This is a genomic window from Rhodococcus sp. 4CII (genome assembly GCF_014256275.1).
In the GTDB taxonomy this organism is placed as follows: Bacteria; Actinomycetota; Actinomycetes; order Mycobacteriales; family Mycobacteriaceae; genus Rhodococcus_F; species Rhodococcus_F wratislaviensis_A.
Genome location: NZ_JACCFE010000002.1, coordinates 2,040,616 through 2,059,568 on the forward strand (window position 1 = coordinate 2,040,616; position 18,953 = coordinate 2,059,568).

Below are 18,953 nucleotides of genomic sequence, written 5' to 3' on the forward strand. Positions count from 1 at the left end.
CTGCCAGGTCGGGGGTCAGGCAGCAACACGGGGCTGACAGGGATATCGCCAGCTAATCTCCAGCGTTACACCTGTCGGAAAAGATTTCGGGGATCCGGCCACCCCTCGTTGCCGGATCCCCGCTCGTACTGCGTGCGCGCTGGCCTTTCCGGTCTCCCAGCTACCGGAACGGCCAGTCGGTTCACGCCTCTATGATTGCCGTCACACCCTGGCCGCCGGCGGCGCAGATCGAGATCAGGCCCCGGCCCGAACCCTTCTCCGCCAGCATCTTGGCGAGCGACGCGACGATGCGGCCGCCGGTGGCGGCGAACGGGTGCCCCGCCGCCAGCGACGACCCGTTGACGTTGAGCTTGCTGCGGTCGATGGAACCGAGGGCGCCGTCGAGTCCGAGCCGTTCCTTGCAGTATTCGTCCGATTCGAACGCCTGCAGCGTCGCCAGCACGACGGACGCGAACGCTTCGTGGATCTCGTAGAAGTCGAAGTCCTGCAGCGTGAGGCCGTTGCGGGCCAGCAGGCGCGGGATGGCGTACGTCGGCGCCATCAGGAGGCCGTCCTTGCCGTGGATGTAGTCGACGGCGGCGGTCTCGGAATCGACGAGATGCGCGAGCACGGGGAGCTTGCGTTCGGCGGCCCATTCGTCGGTGGACAGCAGGACCGCGGACGCGCCGTCGGTGAGCGGGGTGGAGTTGCCCGCTGTCATCGTCGCGTCGCCCGCCTTCACTCCGAAGACCGGCTTCAGTTTGGCCAGCTTCTCGGCGCTGGAGTCGGGTCGGAGGTTGTCGTCGCGGGTGAGGCCGAGGAACGGGGTCACCAGGTCGTCGAAGAAGCCGCGGTCGTAGGCGGCGGCCATGTTCTGGTGGCTGGCGGCGGCCAGCGCGTCCTGGTCCTCGCGGCGGATGCCGAATTCCTTGGCCGTGATGGCGGCGTGCTCGCCCATGGACAGCCCGGTGCGGGGTTCGCCGTTGCGCGGGATCTCGATGCCGAGCATCGACGGGCGGACGTTGCCGAGGAGCTTGATGCGGTCGCCGGTGCTCTTCGCGCGGTTCAGCGACAGCAGGAATTCGCGGAGTTCGTCGTTGACGCCGATCGGGGCGTCGGAGGTGGTGTCGACGCCGCCGCCGACACCGGCGTCGATCCGGCCGGCCGCGATGGCGTCGCCGACTGCGACGATCGACTGCAGTCCGGTGCCACAGGCCTGCTGCAGGTCGAAGGCCGGGGTGTACGGGCTGAGGGGGCTGCCGAGAACGCATTCGCGCATCAGGTTGAAGTCGCGGCTGTGCTTGAGGACTGCGCCGCCGGCGACGAGGCCCAGCTTCTCGCCCTGAAGGTTGAAGCGGCTCACCAGTCCGTCGAGGGTGGCGGTGAACATGTCCTGGTTGGACGCCTGCGCGTACTTGCGGTCGGAGCGGGCGAACGGAATACGGTTACCGCCGACGATCGCGACGGGACGCTGCTGCTTTCCGCCCGGCTTCGGCGCCGATGCGGTGGTCGGGTTGGTGCGAGCTTTGCTGGTCACTGACGTCTCCAAGGATCTGGTGCGATTACCTGTTGGCTACTATTCTTACTCAGGAGTAAGTTACTTGTCGACACCGCACTTCACTCGGTGCTCGGTGACTGACCGCCTAACGACGACAGAAGGTAGGACCGTGGCAGCCAGCAAGGGAGCTCCCGACCTCTATTCCCAGTTCCTCTCATCCGCACCCGGCGCGTTCATCGCCGCGAAGGCGGGACTGCCGCGGCCCGAGAACCTGCGGCGATACAAGCACGGCGAACCGGCGCTCGCCGGGCCGGCCCTGATCGGCGGAAAGGGCCGCCTCGTCGAACCGCTGCGCGAACTCCTGTCCGACTACCCCGCCGCGGGAGCGGGCGACGACAGCTACGGCGCCCTCGTGTTCGACGCCACCGGCATCGGTTCGGTCACCGAACTCGAGCAGCTGTTCGAGTTCTTCCAGCCAGTCATCCGTAACCTCGCGCCGTCCGCGCGCGTCGTCGTCCTCGGAACCACCCCAGAGGAGACGTCGGGCGTCGACGAACACGTCGCCCAGCGCGCGCTCGAGGGTTTCACCCGCAGCGTCGGCAAGGAGGTCAGGCGCGGCGCCACGGCCCAGCTCGTCTACGTCTCGCCGAAGGCCGCCGCCGGACTGTCGGGTCTCGAATCGACACTCCGCTTCCTGCTGTCGGCCAAGTCCGCGTTCGTCAGCGGCCAGGTGATCCGCGTGGGCGACGAGGGCTCCGTCGCACCCGCCGACTGGGACAAGCCGCTCGACGGGAAGGTCGCCGTCGTCACCGGCGCCGCCCGCGGCATCGGCGCGACCATCGCCGAGGTCCTCTCCCGCGACGGCGCGCACGTCATCTGCGCCGACATCCCGGCTGCCGGCGAGGCGCTGTCCGAGACGGCCAACAAGGTGGGCGGCACGTCCCTCGCGTTGGACGTGACGGCTCCGGACGCGGCCGACAAGCTCGCCGAGTTCGTGCTCGAGCGGCACGGCGGCGCAGACATCATCGTCCACAACGCCGGCATCACCCGTGACAAGACGCTCGCCAACATGGACGAGGGCCGCTGGAACATGGTGATCGGCGTCAACCTTCTTGCACCGCAACGCATCACTGACGTCCTCGTCGACAAGGGCGCGCTGAAGGAGGGCGGCCGCGTCATCGACGTCTCGTCCATCGCCGGCATCGCGGGCAACCGTGGCCAGACCAACTACGGCACCTCCAAAGCGGGCGTGATCGGACTCGTGCAGGCCTCCGCGCCGGTGCTGGCGAAGAAGAAGATCACGATCAACGCTGTGGCACCGGGCTTCATCGAGACCGCGATGACGGCGGCGATCCCCTTCGCCACCCGTGAGGCCGGACGTCGCATGAGTTCCCTGCTGCAGGGCGGCGAGACCGTCGACGTCGCGGAGACCGTCGCCTACTTCGCGAGTCCCGCGTCGAACGCCGTCACCGGGCAGATCGTCCGTGTCTGCGGCCAGAGTCTGCTGGGCGCCTGATGTCCGGCAAGGTCGTGCAACTCACCGAGAAGCCGGGCACGCTCGACATCTACGCCCGCGCCGTGCGAAGCGCACTGCCGGTCGTCGGTGCGAGCGGGGACAGCGCCCCGGACACGACGCTGGTTCTGAGCGGCGTGCGCGTCGACCCCGACAACCTGGCGGCGTACGACAGGGTGACCGGACTGCGGTTCGGCGACACCCTGCCGCTCACGTACCCGTTCACGCTGGTGTTCCCCGTCGTGATGAAACTGATGGTGTCCGAGGGGTTTCCCTTCCCCGCCATCGGTTCCGTACACGCGGAGAACGTCATCGAACAGTTCCGGCCCATCTCGGTGATCGAGCCCCTCGACGTGTCGGTGCACGCGGAGAATCTGCGCGAACACCGCAAGGGACTGCTGATCGACGTGGTCAGCGAGATCAAGGTCGGGCGGGAACTGGTGTGGAGGCAGACGTCGACGTTCCTGCGTCAGCAGAAGACGTCGCTGTCCGGTCAGCCCGGCCCGGAGCCCAAGGCCGAGGAGGAGCCGGCGCGTCCGCTGCGGACGATGCGGGTCGATCAGAAGACGATCAGTAGGTACGCGGCGGTGTCCGGTGACCGCAACCCGATTCATGTGTCGTCGTTGGGCGCCAAGGCCTTCGGGTTCCCGAAGACCATCGCGCACGGCATGTGGAGTGCGGCCGCCGTCCTCGGGACGGTGGAGGGCCGGATTCCGGACGCCGTCACGTACAGCGTGCGTTTCGGCAAGCCGATCCTGCTGCCGTCCACGCTGAACGTGTATGCCGATCAGACCGCCGACGGCTGGGATCTGTCGATCAAGCACCCGAAGAAGGGGTATCCGCACCTCACCGCGACGCTGCGGTAGCTGATGCCGGGGCGAATGTACCTTTCGACGCTACCGAGGCGTCGAAAGGTACATTCACTCCGACTTCTTCTTGCCCGCGAGGCCGCGCCACGCCAGGGATTCCAGCAGGTCGGCGGCGGCGTCCACCTCGATCTCCCCACCGGCGACGCGGTCGGCGACGGCCTCCCCCGCCCCGACCAGGGCGATGGCGATCAGTTCGAAATCCTGGCCCGGTTCCGGATCTTTGGTGCTGGACTCGAGCAGGTGCGCGGTCAGTTCGATCAGCCGGTCTCGGCTGGACTGCACCGAACCGACGAACGCCTGCTGCCCCAACGCCTGGCGATACAGCACCATCCACGACTTACGATGCTTGCCGACGAACCCGAGAAAACCCTCGAGCGCCCGGCGCAGCTGTTCACGGGGGCTCAGCCCCGGATCTCCCGCCGGAGCGAGCGCCTCGACGAAGCGCAGCCCCTCCCGTTGGATGCACGCCGCGAACAGTTCGTCCTTGGAACCGTAGTAGAGGTACAGCATCGGCTTCGAGATCTCCGCCTTGGCCGCGATCGCGTCCATCGACGTCTCGTGAAAACCTCTGTCGGAGAAGACGTCGACGGCAGCGTCGAGCATCTGCTGCTCGCGCACTGCGCGCGGCAGTCGCTTGGTGCCGCCGGCCATTCGTCCTCCAATATTCGTCGAACGCGCTATCTTACTCTACGGTAATAAAGCGGGCCCGACCGGCGGACGAGAAGAATACCAATACCCGTCTTCCGACCGCGCACTAGCAGGCAATGGCGCCCTTCGCCCGCGCGACCGTCAGGACGGCCTCGTCGACGCGCTGCTGCGGCAGTGCGCCCGACGCGACGGCGCCCTCGAGGTGATCGAGCACCCGCGGGACATCGTCGGTGGTGAGCCACAGCGCGACGTCGACACCGGACTCCAGCGCCGTCTCGACGGCCTCGGTGATGTCGTAGCGGTCGGTGATCGCCTGCATGCCGCTGAGGTCGTCGGTGAAGATGGGGCCGGCGAACGGGGGTGCCCCGTACCCGGTGCCGCCGCGCAGCAGTGCGACCGCGTCGGGGCTGATGCTGGCGGGGATTCCGGGTGCCGTCAGACCCGGCACCTCGAGGTGTCCGAGCATGACGCCGACACCCGTGGACACGAGGTTCCGGAACGGGACGAGATCCTTGTTCTGCAACTGGTCGAGCGGCGGGGTGGTGACGGCCCCGGTGTGGGAGTCGCCGGACGCCGATCCGTGGCCCGGGAAGTGCTTGATCACGGGCAGGATTCCGGCGTCCCGCATTCCGCGTGCATAGGCGTCGGCGTAGCGGGTGACGACGGCCGGATCGTTCGAGTAGGACCGGTCGCCGATGACGCTGTCGTCGGGTTGGCTGCTCACGTCGACGTCGGGGGCGAAGTTGACGGTGACACCGAGATCCTTCAGACCGCGGCCGCGCTCGAGCGCCATCTGATACGTCTGTTCCTCCGTCATCGTGGCGGCGGTCTGCCGGGCGGACGGATCGGCCCCGAGCAGGTTCTCGACGCGCGACACGCGTCCGCCCTCTTCGTCGATCGTCACCATCAGCGGCAGCGACGACGCCGAGGCGACCTGGGGAACCTCGTGGTTCGCGAGCATCGTCTCGTCGGTCCAGCTGCCGATGAAGATGCCACCGACCTGCTCGGCACGGACCACCTGCGCCGCGTCCGCGGTGCCGGTGACACCCACGTTCAGCAGCTGAGCGAGCTTGCGCCGCAACGGCAACGACTGCAGGAACTGCGTCTCGCACGACGCCGGTGCGGCCGCGGGCGCCGCGGTGCCCGTGTGCGACGCCGGATCCGCGGAGGACGGTTCTGCGGACGACGGGGCCGACGTGGCCGAGGACGACTCCGCGACCGTCCCGCCACCACCCGACGAGCATCCGGCGACGAGGCCGGTACAGGCAGCGAGCGCGAGGGCATACTTGATCCGCATGGGTTCGACGGTAGCCCAGTTCGCCACCAACGATCCCGTGACGGGCCCCGAATCAGGGACCGCTGCCGTCCTCCTTGGTAATCTGGACACAGAGGAAACCCGTACTCAGGAGGTCGTGGTGCCCGGTGGTTTGATGTTGATCGCCTACGACGGATCCGACAACGCCAAGCGTGCGGTCGAGTGCGCGGGTCGCTTCCTCGCCTCCAATCGCGCTGTGCTGGTGACGGTATGGGAGCCGATGGTCCGTCAGGCCGCGCGCATGTCCGGGCTGTCGGGTGTGATGCAGCCGGAGTGGGTCCCCGACGAGGAAACCGAGGACGTCGCGTTCTCCGACGCCCGGGTGACCAACGCGGAGGGCGTCGAACTCGCGGAGGCGGCCGGGCTCGCCACCGAGGGTCGCTGCATCGAATGCACCAGCACGATCTGGACGGCCATCGTCGAGACGTCCGACGAACTCGCGGTCGACATCATCGTCACCGGAACCCGCGGCACCACCGGTCTGCGGTCGCTGCTGCAGAGCAGCGTCGCCGACCACGTGCTGCGTCACAGCCACCGTCCCGTGCTGATCGTGCCTCCCGGGAAGTAGCCACGGCGCCCGACTACTGTCGGGTGCACCATGGACGGCTTCCTTCTCTCCCGCGCCGACCGGACGCTCCGCGCGTCCGGCGTGCGGCACGGGTACGACACTGCGGCGGCCGCTGTCGCCGCACTCGCGCACGGTGACACCGAACTCGTCGTCGGGGCGCTTCCATTCGACCCCGAGCGCCCCGCCGCGCTGAGCGCGCCGGATTCCTGGGAATTCACGGACGGCCCCTGGCGGCCCGGCGTCGTTCCCGACCTCCCGCCCGTACGCCTCACAGCGGAGGTCCCCGAACCCGCCGAGCACGTGGCGCGGGTGCGATCCCTCGTCGACCGCCTGCGCGGCGGAGTTCTCGGCAAGGTCGTCGCCGCGCGCAGCGTCACCCTCCGCGCGGACGCCCCCATCTCCCCAGAAGCGTTGGCCGCACGGATGATTCAGCAGAACCCCACCGCCAACGGGTTCGCGGTCGACCTGTCCGCGGCCGGCGACGCCTTCCGCGGGCACAGTCTGGTCGGTGCCAGCCCCGAGGTGCTGCTCAGCCGCCGGGGACGGCGCGTCACCTGCAGGCCCCTCGCCGGCACCGCCCCTCGTCGCGCCGATCCGGAGGCCGACGAGAAGGAAGGCCGCGGCCTGTTGGAGTCCACGAAGAATCTGGCCGAGCACGCCTTCGTCACGGCGTGGATCGAGGACGTCCTGACCCCGCTCTGCACCGAACTGACCGTCCCGGAGACTCCGGTCCTGACGAGCACGCACGAGGTGTGGCACCTCGCGACCCCCATCGACGGGGTGCTGCGCGATCCGTCGACCAGCGCGTTGAGCCTCGCGACCCGGCTGCATCCGACCCCCGCGGTGTGCGGCACGCCCACCGACCTCGCCCTGGCGACCATCCGCGACATCGAGGGCGACCGACGGTTCTACGGCGGCGCGGTCGGGTGGTGCGACGGTGCCGGTGACGGCGACTGGGTGGTGGCCATCCGGTGCGCCGAGATCACGGCGGACGGCCGCGAGGCGCTGGCGACGGCAGGCGGCGGGATCGTCGCCGAATCCGACCCGGAATCCGAACTCGACGAGACGACCACGAAACTGCGCACCCTTCTCCGGGCACTCGGTGTGCAGCAGGGTCCGTGAACTGCAGAAACAGCGGCGCCCGAGCACCAATCAGCAGTTCGGCGGCCTCTGGGTGATACCTTGACCCGAGCAATTCGTACGCGGGAGTAGCCGTGTGCGTCGATGGCACGACAATGGGAGATGTCTGATGGGGAAGTTCCTTGTGCCCGGTGTGGTCAGCGCCGTGGTCGGTGTCGCTCTCGGCACCGTGGCGACGCTCGGCATCACCGCAGCCGCACAGGACAACACGCGTCCCGAGATCGACCGGAGCGGCAACGCGGATTCCTCACTCCTGAACCAGGTTGAGTACGGCAGCCGCTGAGAGCGCCGGTTCGACACGTTCCCGCACCTTCCCCGAGTCGGCGGCCATGTCGCCCTCGGCGGAACCTCTCTCACGGCGGTGGCTGTTCGGCGCCTCTGTCGTAGCGTTTCTTCTCGCGTTCCTGCAAACCCCCGGCCGGCTCGCCGCTGACACCAAATACGACCTGTCCCAGAACCCGATCGGGTTCCTGCAGCGGGCCGCGCATCAGTGGAGCAGCCAGGCCCCCATGGGCCAGGTGCAGAACCAGGCCTACGGATACTTCTTCCCGCACGGCGCGTTCTTCGCACTCGGCGACGTCCTGAACGTCCCGGCGTGGATCACCCAGCGCGTGTGGTGGGCCCTGCTGCTCGTCGCCGGATTCTGGGGCATCGTCCGGCTCGCCGAGGCGATCGGCGTCGGTAGCCGCTCGTCCCGCATCATCGCCGGTGTCGCGTTCGCCTTCTCTCCCCGTGTCCTCACCACCCTGGGGTCGATCTCGTCGGAGACGCTCCCGATGATGCTGGCGCCGTGGGTTCTCCTGCCCGTGGTCGTCGCCCTCGCCCACGTGAGTGGCAATGCGTCCCGGGACACACGATGGCACTCACCTGCCCGGTTGGCCGCCCAGTCGGCGCTGGCCGTCGCATTGATGGGTGCCGTCAACGCCGTCGCGACCGCGGCCGCGTGCCTCGTCGCCGGGTTGTGGTGGATCTCGCACCGGCCCAACCGGCGGTGGTGGGTGTTCACCGCGTGGTGGTTTGCGTTCCTGGCGCTGGCCACGCTGTGGTGGATCGTGCCGCTGCTACTGCTCGGCAAGGTCAGCCCGCCGTTCCTCGACTACATCGAGTCGTCCGGGGTGACCACCCAGTGGACGTCGCTCGCGGAGATCCTCCGCGGGACCGACAGCTGGACCCCGTTCGTCTCCCCCGAACGCATTGCCGGCGCCGTCCTGGTGACCCAGCCCGCCGCGGTCGCCGCGACCGGGCTGATCGCGGCCGCCGGACTCGCCGGGCTGTGCATGCGCTCGATGCCGGCCCGGGGCCGCCTCACCCTGATCCTGTTCGTCGGCGTCGCCGGACTGGCCGCCGGATACATCGGTGAACTGGGTTCCCCGTTCGCCGAGCAGGTCCGACTGTTCCTGGACTCCGGCGGGGCTCCCCTCCGGAACGTCCACAAGCTCGAGCCACTCGTCCGGCTGCCGCTCGTGCTCGGGCTCGCGCACCTGCTCGCGAAGGTGCCGCTGCCCGGTTCCGTCCCGCTCGCCCGGTGGCGCAGCGCGTTCGCCCACCCCGAACGCGAACCGATGGTTGCGGTGACGAGCCTCGTGCTGGTCGCCCTCACCCTCGCGACGTCGCTGGCCTGGACGGGCAAGCTGGCGCCGCGGGGCACGTATTCCGAGGTCCCGGACTACTGGCAGCAGGCCGCGTCGTGGCTCGAGGACAACGCCGGCGGCACGAGTCCCGACGGGTCCGACGCCGAGCGGGCGCTCGTGGTGCCCGGCGCACCGTTCGGAAGTCAGCTGTGGGGCCTCACCCGCGACGAGCCCCTGCAGGCGCTGGCGTCCACACCGTGGGCGTCCCGCGACGCCGTCCCACTCACCCCGCCCGGCACCATCCGGGCGATGGACTCGATCCAGCGGTTGATCGCGGACGGCCGCCCGTCGGACGGCATGGCGCGGACCCTGCTCGGGCAGGGCATCCACTACCTCGTCCTGCGTAACGACCTCGACCCCGAGACGTCACGGTCGACGCGACCGCTGCTCGCGCACCAGGCCGTCACCGGCTCACCCGGATTCACGCAGGTGGCGGAGTTCGGTGAGGACATCGGTCCCGGCGACGTCGAGGGACTGGTGATCGACAGCGACCTGCGGCCCCGGTATCCGGCGATCGAGATCTACGCGGTGTCGATGCCGGACGGCTCGCCGACGACGAGCGGGCCGTACACGGCGAACCTCGACGGCGTCCCCCGCGTGCAGGGCGGCCCGGAATCGCTGCAACGCCTTCGCGAGAACGGTGCCCTGCCCGGAGCCGGGCCCGTCCTGCTGGCCGCGGATGCGAAGCGCGCCGGACTTCCGGTCGACGACGTCACGGTCACGGACACCCCCCGGGACCGCGAAACCGACTACGGCCAGGTGGACAACCACAGTTCGGCGCTGCGCACCCCGGACGACGCGCGCCGCACCTTCAACCTCGTCCCCGACTATCCGGTAGCGGACACCCCGCTGGTGGAGGGGCAGTGGGAGGGCGCGACGCTGAGCGTGTCGAGTGCGGCGTCCGACGCCACCCAACTCGGCGGCGCCTCCCCCGCCAGCAGTCCCGCCGCGACCGTCGACGGGGATCCGGCGACGGGCTGGTTCAGCAACGGCATCGAGCGGGCGCTGGGTCAGTGGCTCCAGATCGATTTCGACACCCCGCTCACCAGTTCGCTGCTGCACATCACGACGAGCCCGGCCGCGATCGGCGCGCCCGTCCGCTGGATGGAGGTGTCGACGCCCAACGGCAGCACCGCCGTGAAGGTCGACGCACCGGGCAAGCCGATCGCCGTGTCCGTCCCGGGCGGCGTCACCCCGTGGGTGCGGATCACTGCCACCCGCACCGAGAACGGTTCCGCGGGAACGCAGTTCGGGATCAGCGAGGTGTCCGTCGAGGACTTCTCGCAGCGCGACGCCCCCGTCACCGTGCCGATCCGGTACCGGACCGTGCTGCCGCCCACGCCCGAGGGCGCAACCGTCTCGGGCTGGGATCTCAGCCAGGAACTGCCCGGCCGCAATGCCTGCGCGGAGGCGCCCGACCGGGTGCGGTGCAGCAACGCCTTCGTCCTGCCGCCCGAGGAGGTCGGGGCGTTCGAGCGAACGCTGTCGGTGCCCGAGCCCACCGCCGTCACACCACAGCTCATGCTCCGCGCGCGTCATGGCGCACCGCTGGAAGAGCTTCTCACCCAACGGGACCGGCCGTCCGCGCACGGCACCAGTAACATCGCCGACCTGCGCGGGTCGGCGTTCGCCGCCACCGACAACGATCCGCGCACCAGCTGGTTCGCGATGCAGGACACCACCACCGGCAAGGGTGCGAAACCCACCCTGACGATCGACCTACCCGAACCCACGCTCGTCACCGGCCTGCACCTGACCCCCAGCCTCGGCGCCGTGCCCGCCGCTCCCGACCGGGTCGCCGTCGACCTCGGAAACGGACCGCAGGTGCGCGACGTGGACGACGACGGCACCGTCGCGCTCGAACCCCGGGTGACCGACCGGATCGTGCTCAGCCTCGTGTCCTGGAAGAGCACCCTCGACCAGAACGCGCTGGGATTCGCCCAGTTACAACCCGCCGGACTCGCCGAGGTCGGTGTGCTGGGCGCGGACGGCGACCTGCTGCCCGGTTCGGGTCCCGTCGACGACGCGGGCGCGCGCACCGTCACCGTGCCCTGCGAGGAGGGCCCGGTCGTGACGATCGGCGGACAGCCCGTTCGGACGAGTGTGACGGCAACGGTCGGGCAATTGCTTTCCGGCGAACCGGTTCCCGCGACCGTGTGCGACACCCCCGGCCCGGTTCCGCTGGGAGCCGGAGCCCAGGACGTGGCCGTCGCCCCCGGGTCGGCGTTCTTCGTCGACAGCCTCCGCCTGAACGCCGGCGCCCCGTCGCCGCCGGTTCCGACCGCGCAGGTGTCGACCACTGCATGGACGGAGAACCACCGCGAACTCACGGTGCCGCATTCTGACGCGGACCGGATCGTCGTCGTCCCCGAGAGCACGAACGTCGGCTGGGTCGCGACCGCACCGGACGGCAGTGAGCTGACTCCGATCGTCGTCGACGGCTGGCAGCAGGGCTGGATCGTGCCCGCAGGAATTGAGGGGACGGTGACGCTCGACTTCCCCACCGACCACTGGTATCGACTGGGCATCTTCGGGGGCCTGCTCCTGCTGATCCCCCTCGCCGCCGCCGCATTGTGGCCCCGCCGCGGGCGCGAGCGCGATCCCGGCCCGGCCCCCCGGACCTGGGGCAGCGCGACGGTCGGGTGGCTGGGAGTCCTCGCTGCCGCCACCGTGATCGGCGGTCCCGTCGGTGCCGCGACGACGGCCGTGGTGACGCTTCTGGCGGTCGGTCTCGTCCGTCTGCGCGGAACCGCGACCACCGCGCGGGTATTGGTCGGGGTCGCCGGGGCGTCGGCGATGTTCGGCATGGCGATGCTCTCCACCGGGCCGTGGCGTGCGCCCGGCGGATACGTGGGTCACTCGTTCCTGGTTCAGTTCCCGTTGCTGCTGGCACTTGTCGCGACCGGGCTAGCCGTGCTGCCGTTCGGACGGTCGGCGCTCCTGGCGCGCGCCTCCCAGCGCTTGACGGCGCGGCGGGCCGGTTCCTCCACCAGCGCGTAGCTGGCCGACGCGACCGCGACGCTCATCACGGTGGTGAGGAACAGGATGTAGACGAAGTGGCCGGAGAACGGGATCAGGCCGAACACCGGGAAGACGATCGACAGCACCGCGAGGTGCCAGATGAAGATGCCGTACGACCAGCGCCCCACGGCGAGCGCCGGCGGGCTCGCCAGGAACCGGTGACTCGACGAGTCGGACAGCACCAGCGGGGCCATCAGCGCGAAGCTGATCACCGCGCCGAGTGCCATCTTGACGGCGTACTGCCACGGTTCGGGACGAACCAGCCCCTCCGGGCCGGCCAGGTCGGTGGCCGTGAGCGCGAACGCCACTGCCGCGACGAGAAACATCCGGACGCGGTGACGCGCCCAGCGATGCATCCGCCCCGGCGGGCTCACCGCCAGTTCGGCCAGCACCATCCCGGCTCCGAACCAGGGCAGGTAGCCGGGCAGCCAGTTGTCGTGATGGATGCCACCCGGTGTCGGGATCGGCACGAACGCCCACGCCAGACTTGCCGTGATCAGGGCCAGGATCACCGGAAGACGCAGCCGCGCAGCCGGACCCCGCAACCGGACCAGCGCGAAGGCCAGCAACGGCAGCACCAGGTAGAACGCCACCTCCACCGACAAACTCCACATCTGCGTCAGACCGTCGGTGAGAGTGAGGGGCACGAAGACTTGGACGAGACCGAGATTCGCCCACCAGGTGCGGTAACTCGCGTGCGCGGTGGGCAGGAACGTCAGCACCACGGCGACCGCGACCCAGTACGCCGGCAGGATGCGCGTCGCCCGCGAGATCCAGTACCGGATCACCCCCTGCGCGGGACCCATTCCCCGCGCCGCCCCGGCGTGGCTGCGCCACAACAGGAATCCCGACAGCGCGAAGAAGACCGCCACCGCCAGATCGAATCGTCCCCAGATGCGGCCGAGGACGGGCACGTGCGTCGCACCCGTCTGGAACGCCACGTGCGTCACGAGCACGCCCAGCGCCGCGAGACCGCGCATCCCCTCGAGTGCGGGAATGAAACCCCGAGGGGTGCTGGGCGCCGCAGGCGCCGGCGAGGTGCTGACCGAAGTGCTCATCACGAACAGTGTGCCTGGTGACGGCCCTGTGACGGAAAACTCCGCCCCGGTCACTTCGCCGCTGAACGGCCGGTGCGTTTACTATCCGATGGGGCAAATGCGCATTCGAGACTGTTAGTGTTTTGCCTCACGTGGTGTCGATGTGGGCTCCATGCGATCCGTGCAGCCGTGCTGCCGGTGGGGGAATCTCAATCGACAGATTTGGGTTAGGAGAGAAAGCATGGCGGAGCGCTCAGGGCCGAGCCGGATACTTGCTTGCATTCTGGTGGGCCTCGGTGCCTTCCTCTTGGCCGTCGCCATTCTCATTCCCACCTACACGGTGGGCAAGCTGGAGAAGACGCCCTTGGACCTCGAAGTGACCACGATCGCCGAAGGTTCCGGCAGCGTGCTCAACTCGCAGGCTCTCCTCGCAGGCAAGGCCGAAGTCAACACGAACGTTCCACTGGTGTCACAGCGTTACGTCACCACCGAGGACCCCGCGAACGCGGACGTCGTCACTCTCCAAGCGGGGCAGACCCTGCGGCGCACCGACAAGCAGGGCGACACCGGACTGCTGTCCGCGATCGTCGACCGCAACACCGTCGACCGCAAGACGTCGATGCCGACCAACGACCCGGTGGGCACCATCCAGACGCAGCCCAACCAGCCTGCCGAGGAAGTTCCGCGCGACGGACTGCAGTACAAGTTCCCGTTCAACTCGGAGAAGAAGAGCTACCCCTACTTCGACCTGAACGCGCGCGCCACCCAGGACATCGACTTCGTCGAGGAGACGGAGATCAACGGCCTGAAGGTGTACCACTACAACCAGACGATCGCGCCCGTCGACCTGTCGAAGGTCGTCAACTCGCCCACCAACAAGCTGACGCTGCCCGCAGACACCTGGGGCGTCCCCGGTGGCACCCTCCCCGTCACGATGACCCGTTGGTACACCAACGTGCGCGACGTGTGGGTCGAGCCCGAGACCGGTGTCGTCGTCAAGGGCCAGGAGCAGCTGCACCAGTACTACGCCCGCAACAAGGACAAGCCGGAGGTCGACGTCCTGAAGGTGGAACTGCCGTTCAACGAGCAGACCATCGAGTACCAGGTCCAGCAGGCGAAGGACGGCATGGACAAGATCAGCACGTTCGGTCGCACCGTCCCGATCATCGCCGGCATCCTCGGTGTCATCGCACTGATCGCCGGACTCTTCCTGGCTCTGCGCGGCGGCAAGGGCAAGCAGCCCGCCCCTGCCGACGGCGGTGACTACCCGCAGAGCGGTGGTGGGCGCCACGGCGTCGACCTCGACAAGTCGGAGGCTCCCACGGAGCAGCACGACTGGACCACGGACAAGACGGAAGAGATTCCCGTCGCAGATCCGCGGCGGTACGACGAGCGGTAGAGCAGTACAGCCGGACGCCACGTAGTCCGGTCGCGAAGGGGACCTCGGTACGTCACCGAGGTCCCCTTCGTCGTACCCGGGGTGGGCTGTGCGTGGCGGCGCCCGATGTCACCGACGGCTCGTGGAAGGGAACGAGTGTCACACCGGGCGCGGCGCATCACGTCGCGCGCTGCGGACCGCGAGGACGCTGACGATCAGTGCGGTGCTCGACGCCACGGTGACGGCGACCGTGATGAGCTGCCCGATCGTGGACGCGAGGCCGAGCATGGCGGCCATCTCGACGGCGAAGCCGATCCAGGCGATCACGGCGAGGTGCGTCCGCTCCCCCGCGATGGCGGAGAGCAGGGCACCCTGCAGGACGGCGAGGCACGCACCGTGCAGCGCGAACAGCCACAGCAGCGACTGGACCGGCCGGTACGCGTCGCCGACGAGGAGCGGGACGAGGGGGGCGGCCACCGCGACTCCCGCCACCAGGACCGCGCCGAGTCCGACGAGGACGGCGAGCGCGGAGCGGATGGCCTGCGCGGAGTGCGCCGGGTTCGCCATTCGCGGATACAGCACGACTCCGACGGCCTGTGGCAACCAGAACGCGACCTTCGTCGCGACGGCGCCCAGCGCGTAGAGACCGGCGTCGTCGTTGCCGAGCACGATGCGGGCGATCACCACGTCCATCGACGACATCGCGATCAGCGCCAACTGCACCTGCGACGCCTTCAGGACGGCCGGGACACCGATCCGGGTACTCGACTCTCCGGCGATCCCCGAATCGGCGAACAGTCGCGCGCACAGGGCCACCAGCCCGGTGCCGACCGCACTGGCGGCGAGCGCGAGGCCCGGTCCGCCACCGACGGCGAGCACCACGACCGCGGGAACGACCTTCGCGATCCCGGCTCCCGCGAGGACGACGCTGAGCGGGCCGAACCGGGCGGCGCCCTGTAGCAGTCCCTGTTCGGTGGCGAGCAGGACCAGGACGGGCGCCGTGATCAACGCCGAGAACGTGGCGAGCATGCCGGTGTCGAGGGCCCACGACACGACGGGGGCGAGCACCAGTGCCGCGACCGCGACGATCACCGCGCACCGGTACCCCAGCAGCCGGACGGCGCGGGCGCCCTTGCCCCGGACCACCTCGCGGGCGACGACGGTCTGCAGCGCGAGAGCGGGGACGGCCAGGACGAGTTGAGCCGCCAGCAGACTCGCGAACTCCCCGTACCCGGCCGGGCCGAGCCAGCGACTCGCCGCCCAGGCAAGCAGGTAGGACGCGATATTCGCGACCATCGAGCCCGCCGTCACCAACGTCACCCCGGCGACCGCCGAGCTGCTGAGGGTCTGGCGTGGCATGGGCCCCATGATGCACTACGTGCCGTGCGAGCCGGGTCGATGCACCACGTATCGTGACGGCCCATGACCGCCCGGCGCCGAGCATCGTTCGTCGCAGCGGTCTACAGTCTCGTGCCGGCGTTGCTGATCCTCGGACCGCTGCTCGGTCCCGGCTATCTGCTGCTGCGGGACGCGGTCAGCACCCCCCGCTCCTTCCTGACGGATTCCGCGCTCGGACTCACGGACGCCGCCGCACGGGCCGTGCCACAGGACGCTCTACTCGCGACGCTGAGCGACGTCGTGGACGGCGGCCTGGTGGTGAAGGCGATCCTGGTGCTCGCGCTGTGGGCGGCGGGATGGGGTGCGGCCCGGATGGTCCGCACCGTCCTGCCGACCGCCGGGCTCGGACCGCAGCTCGTGGCCGCGACCGTGACGCTGTGGAACCCGTATGTCGCGGAGCGGCTGCTGCAGGGTCACTGGAGTCTGCTGACGGGGTACGCGGCGCTGCCGTGGGCGGTGTGTGCCGCGGTCGCGATTCGACGGGGTCACCGGCAGGGCTGGTTCGCCCTCGCGGCCTGCCTCGCCGCTGCCGGGCTGACACCCACCGGCGTGTTGCTCGCGACGGTGACGGCGCTGGCCGTCCTCGCGCTCCCCGGCGGACGACCCGCGGTGTTGCTCCGCGTCGCCGCCGCGCTGGGCCTGTTCGTCGTCGCGAGCGCGCCGTGGCTGGTCGCCACGGCCCTGTCGGGCGGCGGTGGGGACGGCTCCGATCCCGCGGGGGTCGCGGCGTTCGCGGCGCGGGCGGAGCCGGGGCTGGCGACACTCGGCAGCCTCGCCGGACTCGGCGGGGTGTGGAACGAGACCGCGGTCCCACAAACCCGCACGTCGCTGTTCGCGCTCGTCGGCACGGCCCTGCTGCTGGGGGTCGTCGTCCTCGGTCTGCCCGCGCTCTGGCGGCGACGCCGGCATCCCGTGGTGGCCGCGCTGTCGGCTCTCGCGCTGGTCGCGGTGCTGCTGCCCACCCTCGGGGCCACAGCGTGGGGTCTCGACGGCGGCCGTTGGCTGGTCCAGAACGTCCCCGGCGCGGGGCTGCTCCGGGACGCGCAGAAGTGGGTGGCACTGGCGGCGCCGCTGTACGCGCTCGCCGCCGCGGCCGCGGTGCTGCGACGGCCCGCCACCTGGTCCGTCTCGGCGGTCCTGATCGTGCTGCTGGCCCTGCCCGACCTGGCGTGGGGAGTGGGGGGCGCGCTGCGCCCGGTCCACTATCCGCAGTCGTGGCAGCAGGTTGCCGCCGAGGTGGAGCACGACCCGAACAGCGGGGACGTCGCCGTGCTGCCCAGCGGCATGTTCCGGAAATTCCCCTACAGCAGTTCCGCGCCCGTCCTGGACCCCGCCCCGCGGTGGCTGCCCGCGGACGTCCTGCAGACCGGCGAACTGGTGGTGGCCGGCGGCACGGTGAAGGGCGAGGGGTCCCGCGCGCAGCAGGTCGAACGGGTGCTGCTCACCGGCGGTTCCGCCGCGGATCTCGCGTCGCTCGGTGTCCGGTGGGTGCTGGTCGAGCGCGACACGCCCGGACCGCGGGGCGAATCCGCGAGCACCCTGACCGGACTGGAACGACGGTTCTCGGACGAGCATCTGGAGTTGTACCGCGTCGACGGCGACGTCGCACCGCACGAGGCGTCCGACCGGGCGCGGGACGCGGTGATCGCGGCCCACGTGCTGTGGGCGCTGCTGCTGGCAGGCGGGCTACTCGGCGCGGGCGTGTTCGAGGCCCGGGCGCGCCAGCGCCGGCGACACCAGCCCTGACGTACGCAGACCCGCGGCGGTACCCGCCAGCACCTCGTGGACGCCGTTCCCGGTGTGCCGCCAGGAGAACTCGCCGGCCCGGACGCGGGCCTTCTCGCCGAGCACCAGACGGGTCTCGGGGTCGAGCAGGAGGGTGTGGACGGCCGCGGTCAGTTCACCGACGTCCGCTGTAGCCGCCTCCGCGCTGCCGACCAGAATCCCGGTCACACCGTCGACGATCGAATCGGTCAGACCCTTGGAGCTGCGGTAGCCGACGGTCGGGACCCCGTGCTGCGCGGCCTCGATGACGGCGAGACCCCAGCCTTCCTTGCGGGACGGCATCACGTGCACCCACGATTGCGACAGCAACCGGTGCTTGCGCGCCTCGTCGACGTGCCCGTGGAACGTGACGGCGTCGCCGATGCCCAGTTCGTGCGCGCGGTCGCGGAGATTCTGCTCCCACCAGCCGCCGCCGATGACGTCGAGGTGCACGTCGGCGACGGTGGGGCGCAGGGCGGCGACCGCCTGGAGGGCGTCCTCGATCTGCTTGTGTGGCACCAGCCGGGACAGGACGCACACGCTCGGGTGCGCGGTCCGGGTGCCGGTGCCGCCGACCGCGACACCGGGAGGGATGTCGTCGGCTCCGTTGCGCACCACCGCAATCCGTTCGCGTTCCACGCCGAGCTCGACGAGTTCGTCGGCGGACGGCAGCGACACGGTGAGGTACTGGTCGTCCCGGTGCGTGCGCGGCGACAGCCGGGATTCCACCCACCAGCCGATCTTGCCCATCAGGCGGCCGGCCACGGGCCACTGCTCGCGGTGGCAGTGGTGGACGAGCAGCGTCACCGGTGCGCCGGCGACGACGCGGGAGAAGAACGGGATGCCGTTCTGGGTGTCGATGACGGCGTCGGGCCGGATGCCGCGCAGTGGGCCGAACCCGAGCCGGCCCGCGGCGATCGCGGCGAGGGCGCGGGGATACACGCTGTACCGTCCGCCTGCCCGGCTGATCTCGATGCCGTGAACGGTCTCCCGCTTGGCGGCGCCGCGGTAACCGGCCGTGCGGAGGGTGACCTTGATTCCCCGCGCCGCGAGCTGGGCGCCGACCTCCTCGAGGTACCGCTCACTGCCGCCACCCTGCGGGTGACCGGTGTCGCGCCAGCAGAGCAGCAGAACCTCTCGCACGTTCATATACTCCTGTGGTCGGTGCGGTACATGTGGTCTCGGGGCGGGACG

Annotated in this window: 13 protein-coding genes and 1 pseudogene; 8 read left to right on the forward strand and 6 right to left on the reverse strand. The window is 70.0% G+C overall.

All coding sequences use genetic code 11. From position 1 onward, the window contains the following. Positions 1–181: 181 nt before the first annotated feature. Entirely contained in the window at positions 182–1,516 is a 1,335-nt protein-coding gene (locus H0B43_RS10250) for an acetyl-CoA C-acetyltransferase (protein ID WP_185728018.1), read from the reverse strand. 130 nt (positions 1,517–1,646) lie between these two features. Here H0B43_RS10250 and H0B43_RS10255 point away from each other — a divergent pair, with 130 nt between their 5' ends. Both H0B43_RS10255 and H0B43_RS10260 read left to right on the forward strand, forming a co-directional pair. Beyond that, complete coding sequence (locus tag H0B43_RS10255; RefSeq protein ID WP_185728017.1) at positions 1,647–2,993, forward strand: 3-oxoacyl-ACP reductase; 1,347 nt, start codon at positions 1,647–1,649, stop codon at positions 2,991–2,993. Beyond that, positions 2,993–3,856: a MaoC/PaaZ C-terminal domain-containing protein gene (locus tag H0B43_RS10260; protein ID WP_185728016.1), complete on the forward strand. Its 864-nt coding sequence runs from the start codon at positions 2,993–2,995 to the stop codon at positions 3,854–3,856. Before H0B43_RS10255 ends, H0B43_RS10260 begins: the two co-directional genes overlap by 1 nt. A 54-nt stretch (positions 3,857–3,910) precedes the next feature. On the opposite strand, the gene H0B43_RS10265 is transcribed toward H0B43_RS10260, so the two are convergent. Together H0B43_RS10265 and H0B43_RS10270 are read right to left on the reverse strand one after the other, a co-directional pair. Continuing rightward, positions 3,911–4,510 carry a TetR/AcrR family transcriptional regulator gene (locus H0B43_RS10265; protein WP_185728015.1) on the reverse strand — a complete coding sequence of 200 codons (600 nt, stop codon included), beginning with the start codon at positions 4,508–4,510 and terminating at the stop codon, positions 3,911–3,913. Between the two features lie 103 nt (positions 4,511–4,613). Then, entirely contained in the window at positions 4,614–5,804 is a 1,191-nt protein-coding gene (locus H0B43_RS10270) for a glycoside hydrolase family 3 N-terminal domain-containing protein (protein ID WP_185728014.1), read from the reverse strand. A gap of 118 nt (positions 5,805–5,922) precedes the next feature. On the opposite strand from H0B43_RS10270, the gene H0B43_RS10275 reads away from it, so the two are divergent. The 4 genes from H0B43_RS10275 to H0B43_RS42815 all read left to right on the forward strand — a co-directional run bounded on the left by H0B43_RS10275 (position 5,923) and on the right by H0B43_RS42815 (position 12,161). Continuing rightward, positions 5,923–6,390, forward strand: coding sequence for a universal stress protein (locus H0B43_RS10275; protein WP_185730028.1), 468 nt, complete (start codon positions 5,923–5,925; stop codon positions 6,388–6,390). Positions 6,391–6,420: 30 nt separating this feature from the next. Then, a complete protein-coding gene (locus H0B43_RS10280; protein ID WP_185728013.1) occupies positions 6,421–7,512 on the forward strand; it encodes an isochorismate synthase MenF in 1,092 nt (363 codons plus the stop codon). Between the two features lie 127 nt (positions 7,513–7,639). Then, complete coding sequence (locus tag H0B43_RS10285; RefSeq protein ID WP_005258546.1) at positions 7,640–7,813, forward strand: DUF2613 domain-containing protein; 174 nt, start codon at positions 7,640–7,642, stop codon at positions 7,811–7,813. Positions 7,814–7,859: 46 nt separating this feature from the next. After that, a complete protein-coding gene (locus H0B43_RS42815; RefSeq protein WP_185728012.1) occupies positions 7,860–12,161 on the forward strand; it encodes a DUF3367 domain-containing protein in 4,302 nt (1,433 codons plus the stop codon). A 68-nt stretch (positions 12,162–12,229) separates the two neighbouring features. Here H0B43_RS42815 and H0B43_RS10295 read toward each other — a convergent pair. Further along, positions 12,230–13,240 (reverse strand): annotated as a pseudogene (locus tag H0B43_RS10295) (acyltransferase family protein); the annotation flags it as partial. Between the two features lie 220 nt (positions 13,241–13,460). On the opposite strand from H0B43_RS10295, the gene H0B43_RS10300 reads away from it, so the two are divergent. Next, positions 13,461–14,618, forward strand: a complete 1,158-nt coding sequence (locus tag H0B43_RS10300; RefSeq protein ID WP_185728011.1) for a DUF3068 domain-containing protein — start codon at positions 13,461–13,463, stop codon at positions 14,616–14,618. 138 nt (positions 14,619–14,756) lie between these two features. Here the strand turns inward: H0B43_RS10300 and H0B43_RS10305 are convergent, their stop codons facing one another. After that, positions 14,757–15,956 (reverse strand): polysaccharide biosynthesis protein, encoded by a 1,200-nt coding sequence (locus H0B43_RS10305; protein ID WP_185728010.1) that lies wholly within the window; start codon positions 15,954–15,956, stop codon positions 14,757–14,759. A 63-nt stretch (positions 15,957–16,019) separates the two neighbouring features. Here H0B43_RS10305 and H0B43_RS10310 point away from each other — a divergent pair, with 63 nt between their 5' ends. Continuing rightward, the gene (locus H0B43_RS10310; RefSeq protein ID WP_185728009.1) at positions 16,020–17,741 is read left to right on the forward strand and encodes a hypothetical protein; all 1,722 of its coding nucleotides are present in this window, start codon (positions 16,020–16,022) and stop codon (positions 17,739–17,741) included. Here the strand turns inward: H0B43_RS10310 and H0B43_RS10315 are convergent. After that, entirely contained in the window at positions 17,682–18,902 is a 1,221-nt protein-coding gene (locus tag H0B43_RS10315) for a glycosyltransferase family 4 protein (protein ID WP_185728008.1), read from the reverse strand. The two genes, H0B43_RS10310 and H0B43_RS10315, sit on opposite strands and share 60 nt — an antisense overlap. Positions 18,903–18,953 lie beyond the last annotated feature (51 nt).

Excerpts from the sequence above, each read along its gene's own strand:
- H0B43_RS10260 (WP_185728016.1), top strand. The coding sequence starts at position 2,993 with ATGTCCGGCAAGGTCGTGCAACTCACCGAGAAGCCGGGCACGCTCGAC.
- H0B43_RS10265 (WP_185728015.1), bottom strand. The coding sequence starts at position 4,510 with ATGGCCGGCGGCACCAAGCGACTGCCGCGCGCAGTGCGCGAGCAGCAG.
- H0B43_RS10270 (WP_185728014.1), bottom strand. The coding sequence starts at position 5,804 with ATGCGGATCAAGTATGCCCTCGCGCTCGCTGCCTGTACCGGCCTCGTC.
- H0B43_RS10280 (WP_185728013.1), top strand. The coding sequence starts at position 6,421 with ATGGACGGCTTCCTTCTCTCCCGCGCCGACCGGACGCTCCGCGCGTCC.
- H0B43_RS10285 (WP_005258546.1), top strand. The coding sequence starts at position 7,640 with ATGGGGAAGTTCCTTGTGCCCGGTGTGGTCAGCGCCGTGGTCGGTGTC.
- H0B43_RS42815 (WP_185728012.1), top strand. The coding sequence starts at position 7,860 with ATGTCGCCCTCGGCGGAACCTCTCTCACGGCGGTGGCTGTTCGGCGCC.
- H0B43_RS10300 (WP_185728011.1), top strand. The coding sequence starts at position 13,461 with ATGGCGGAGCGCTCAGGGCCGAGCCGGATACTTGCTTGCATTCTGGTG.
- H0B43_RS10305 (WP_185728010.1), bottom strand. The coding sequence starts at position 15,956 with ATGCCACGCCAGACCCTCAGCAGCTCGGCGGTCGCCGGGGTGACGTTG.
- H0B43_RS10310 (WP_185728009.1), top strand. The coding sequence starts at position 16,020 with ATGACCGCCCGGCGCCGAGCATCGTTCGTCGCAGCGGTCTACAGTCTC.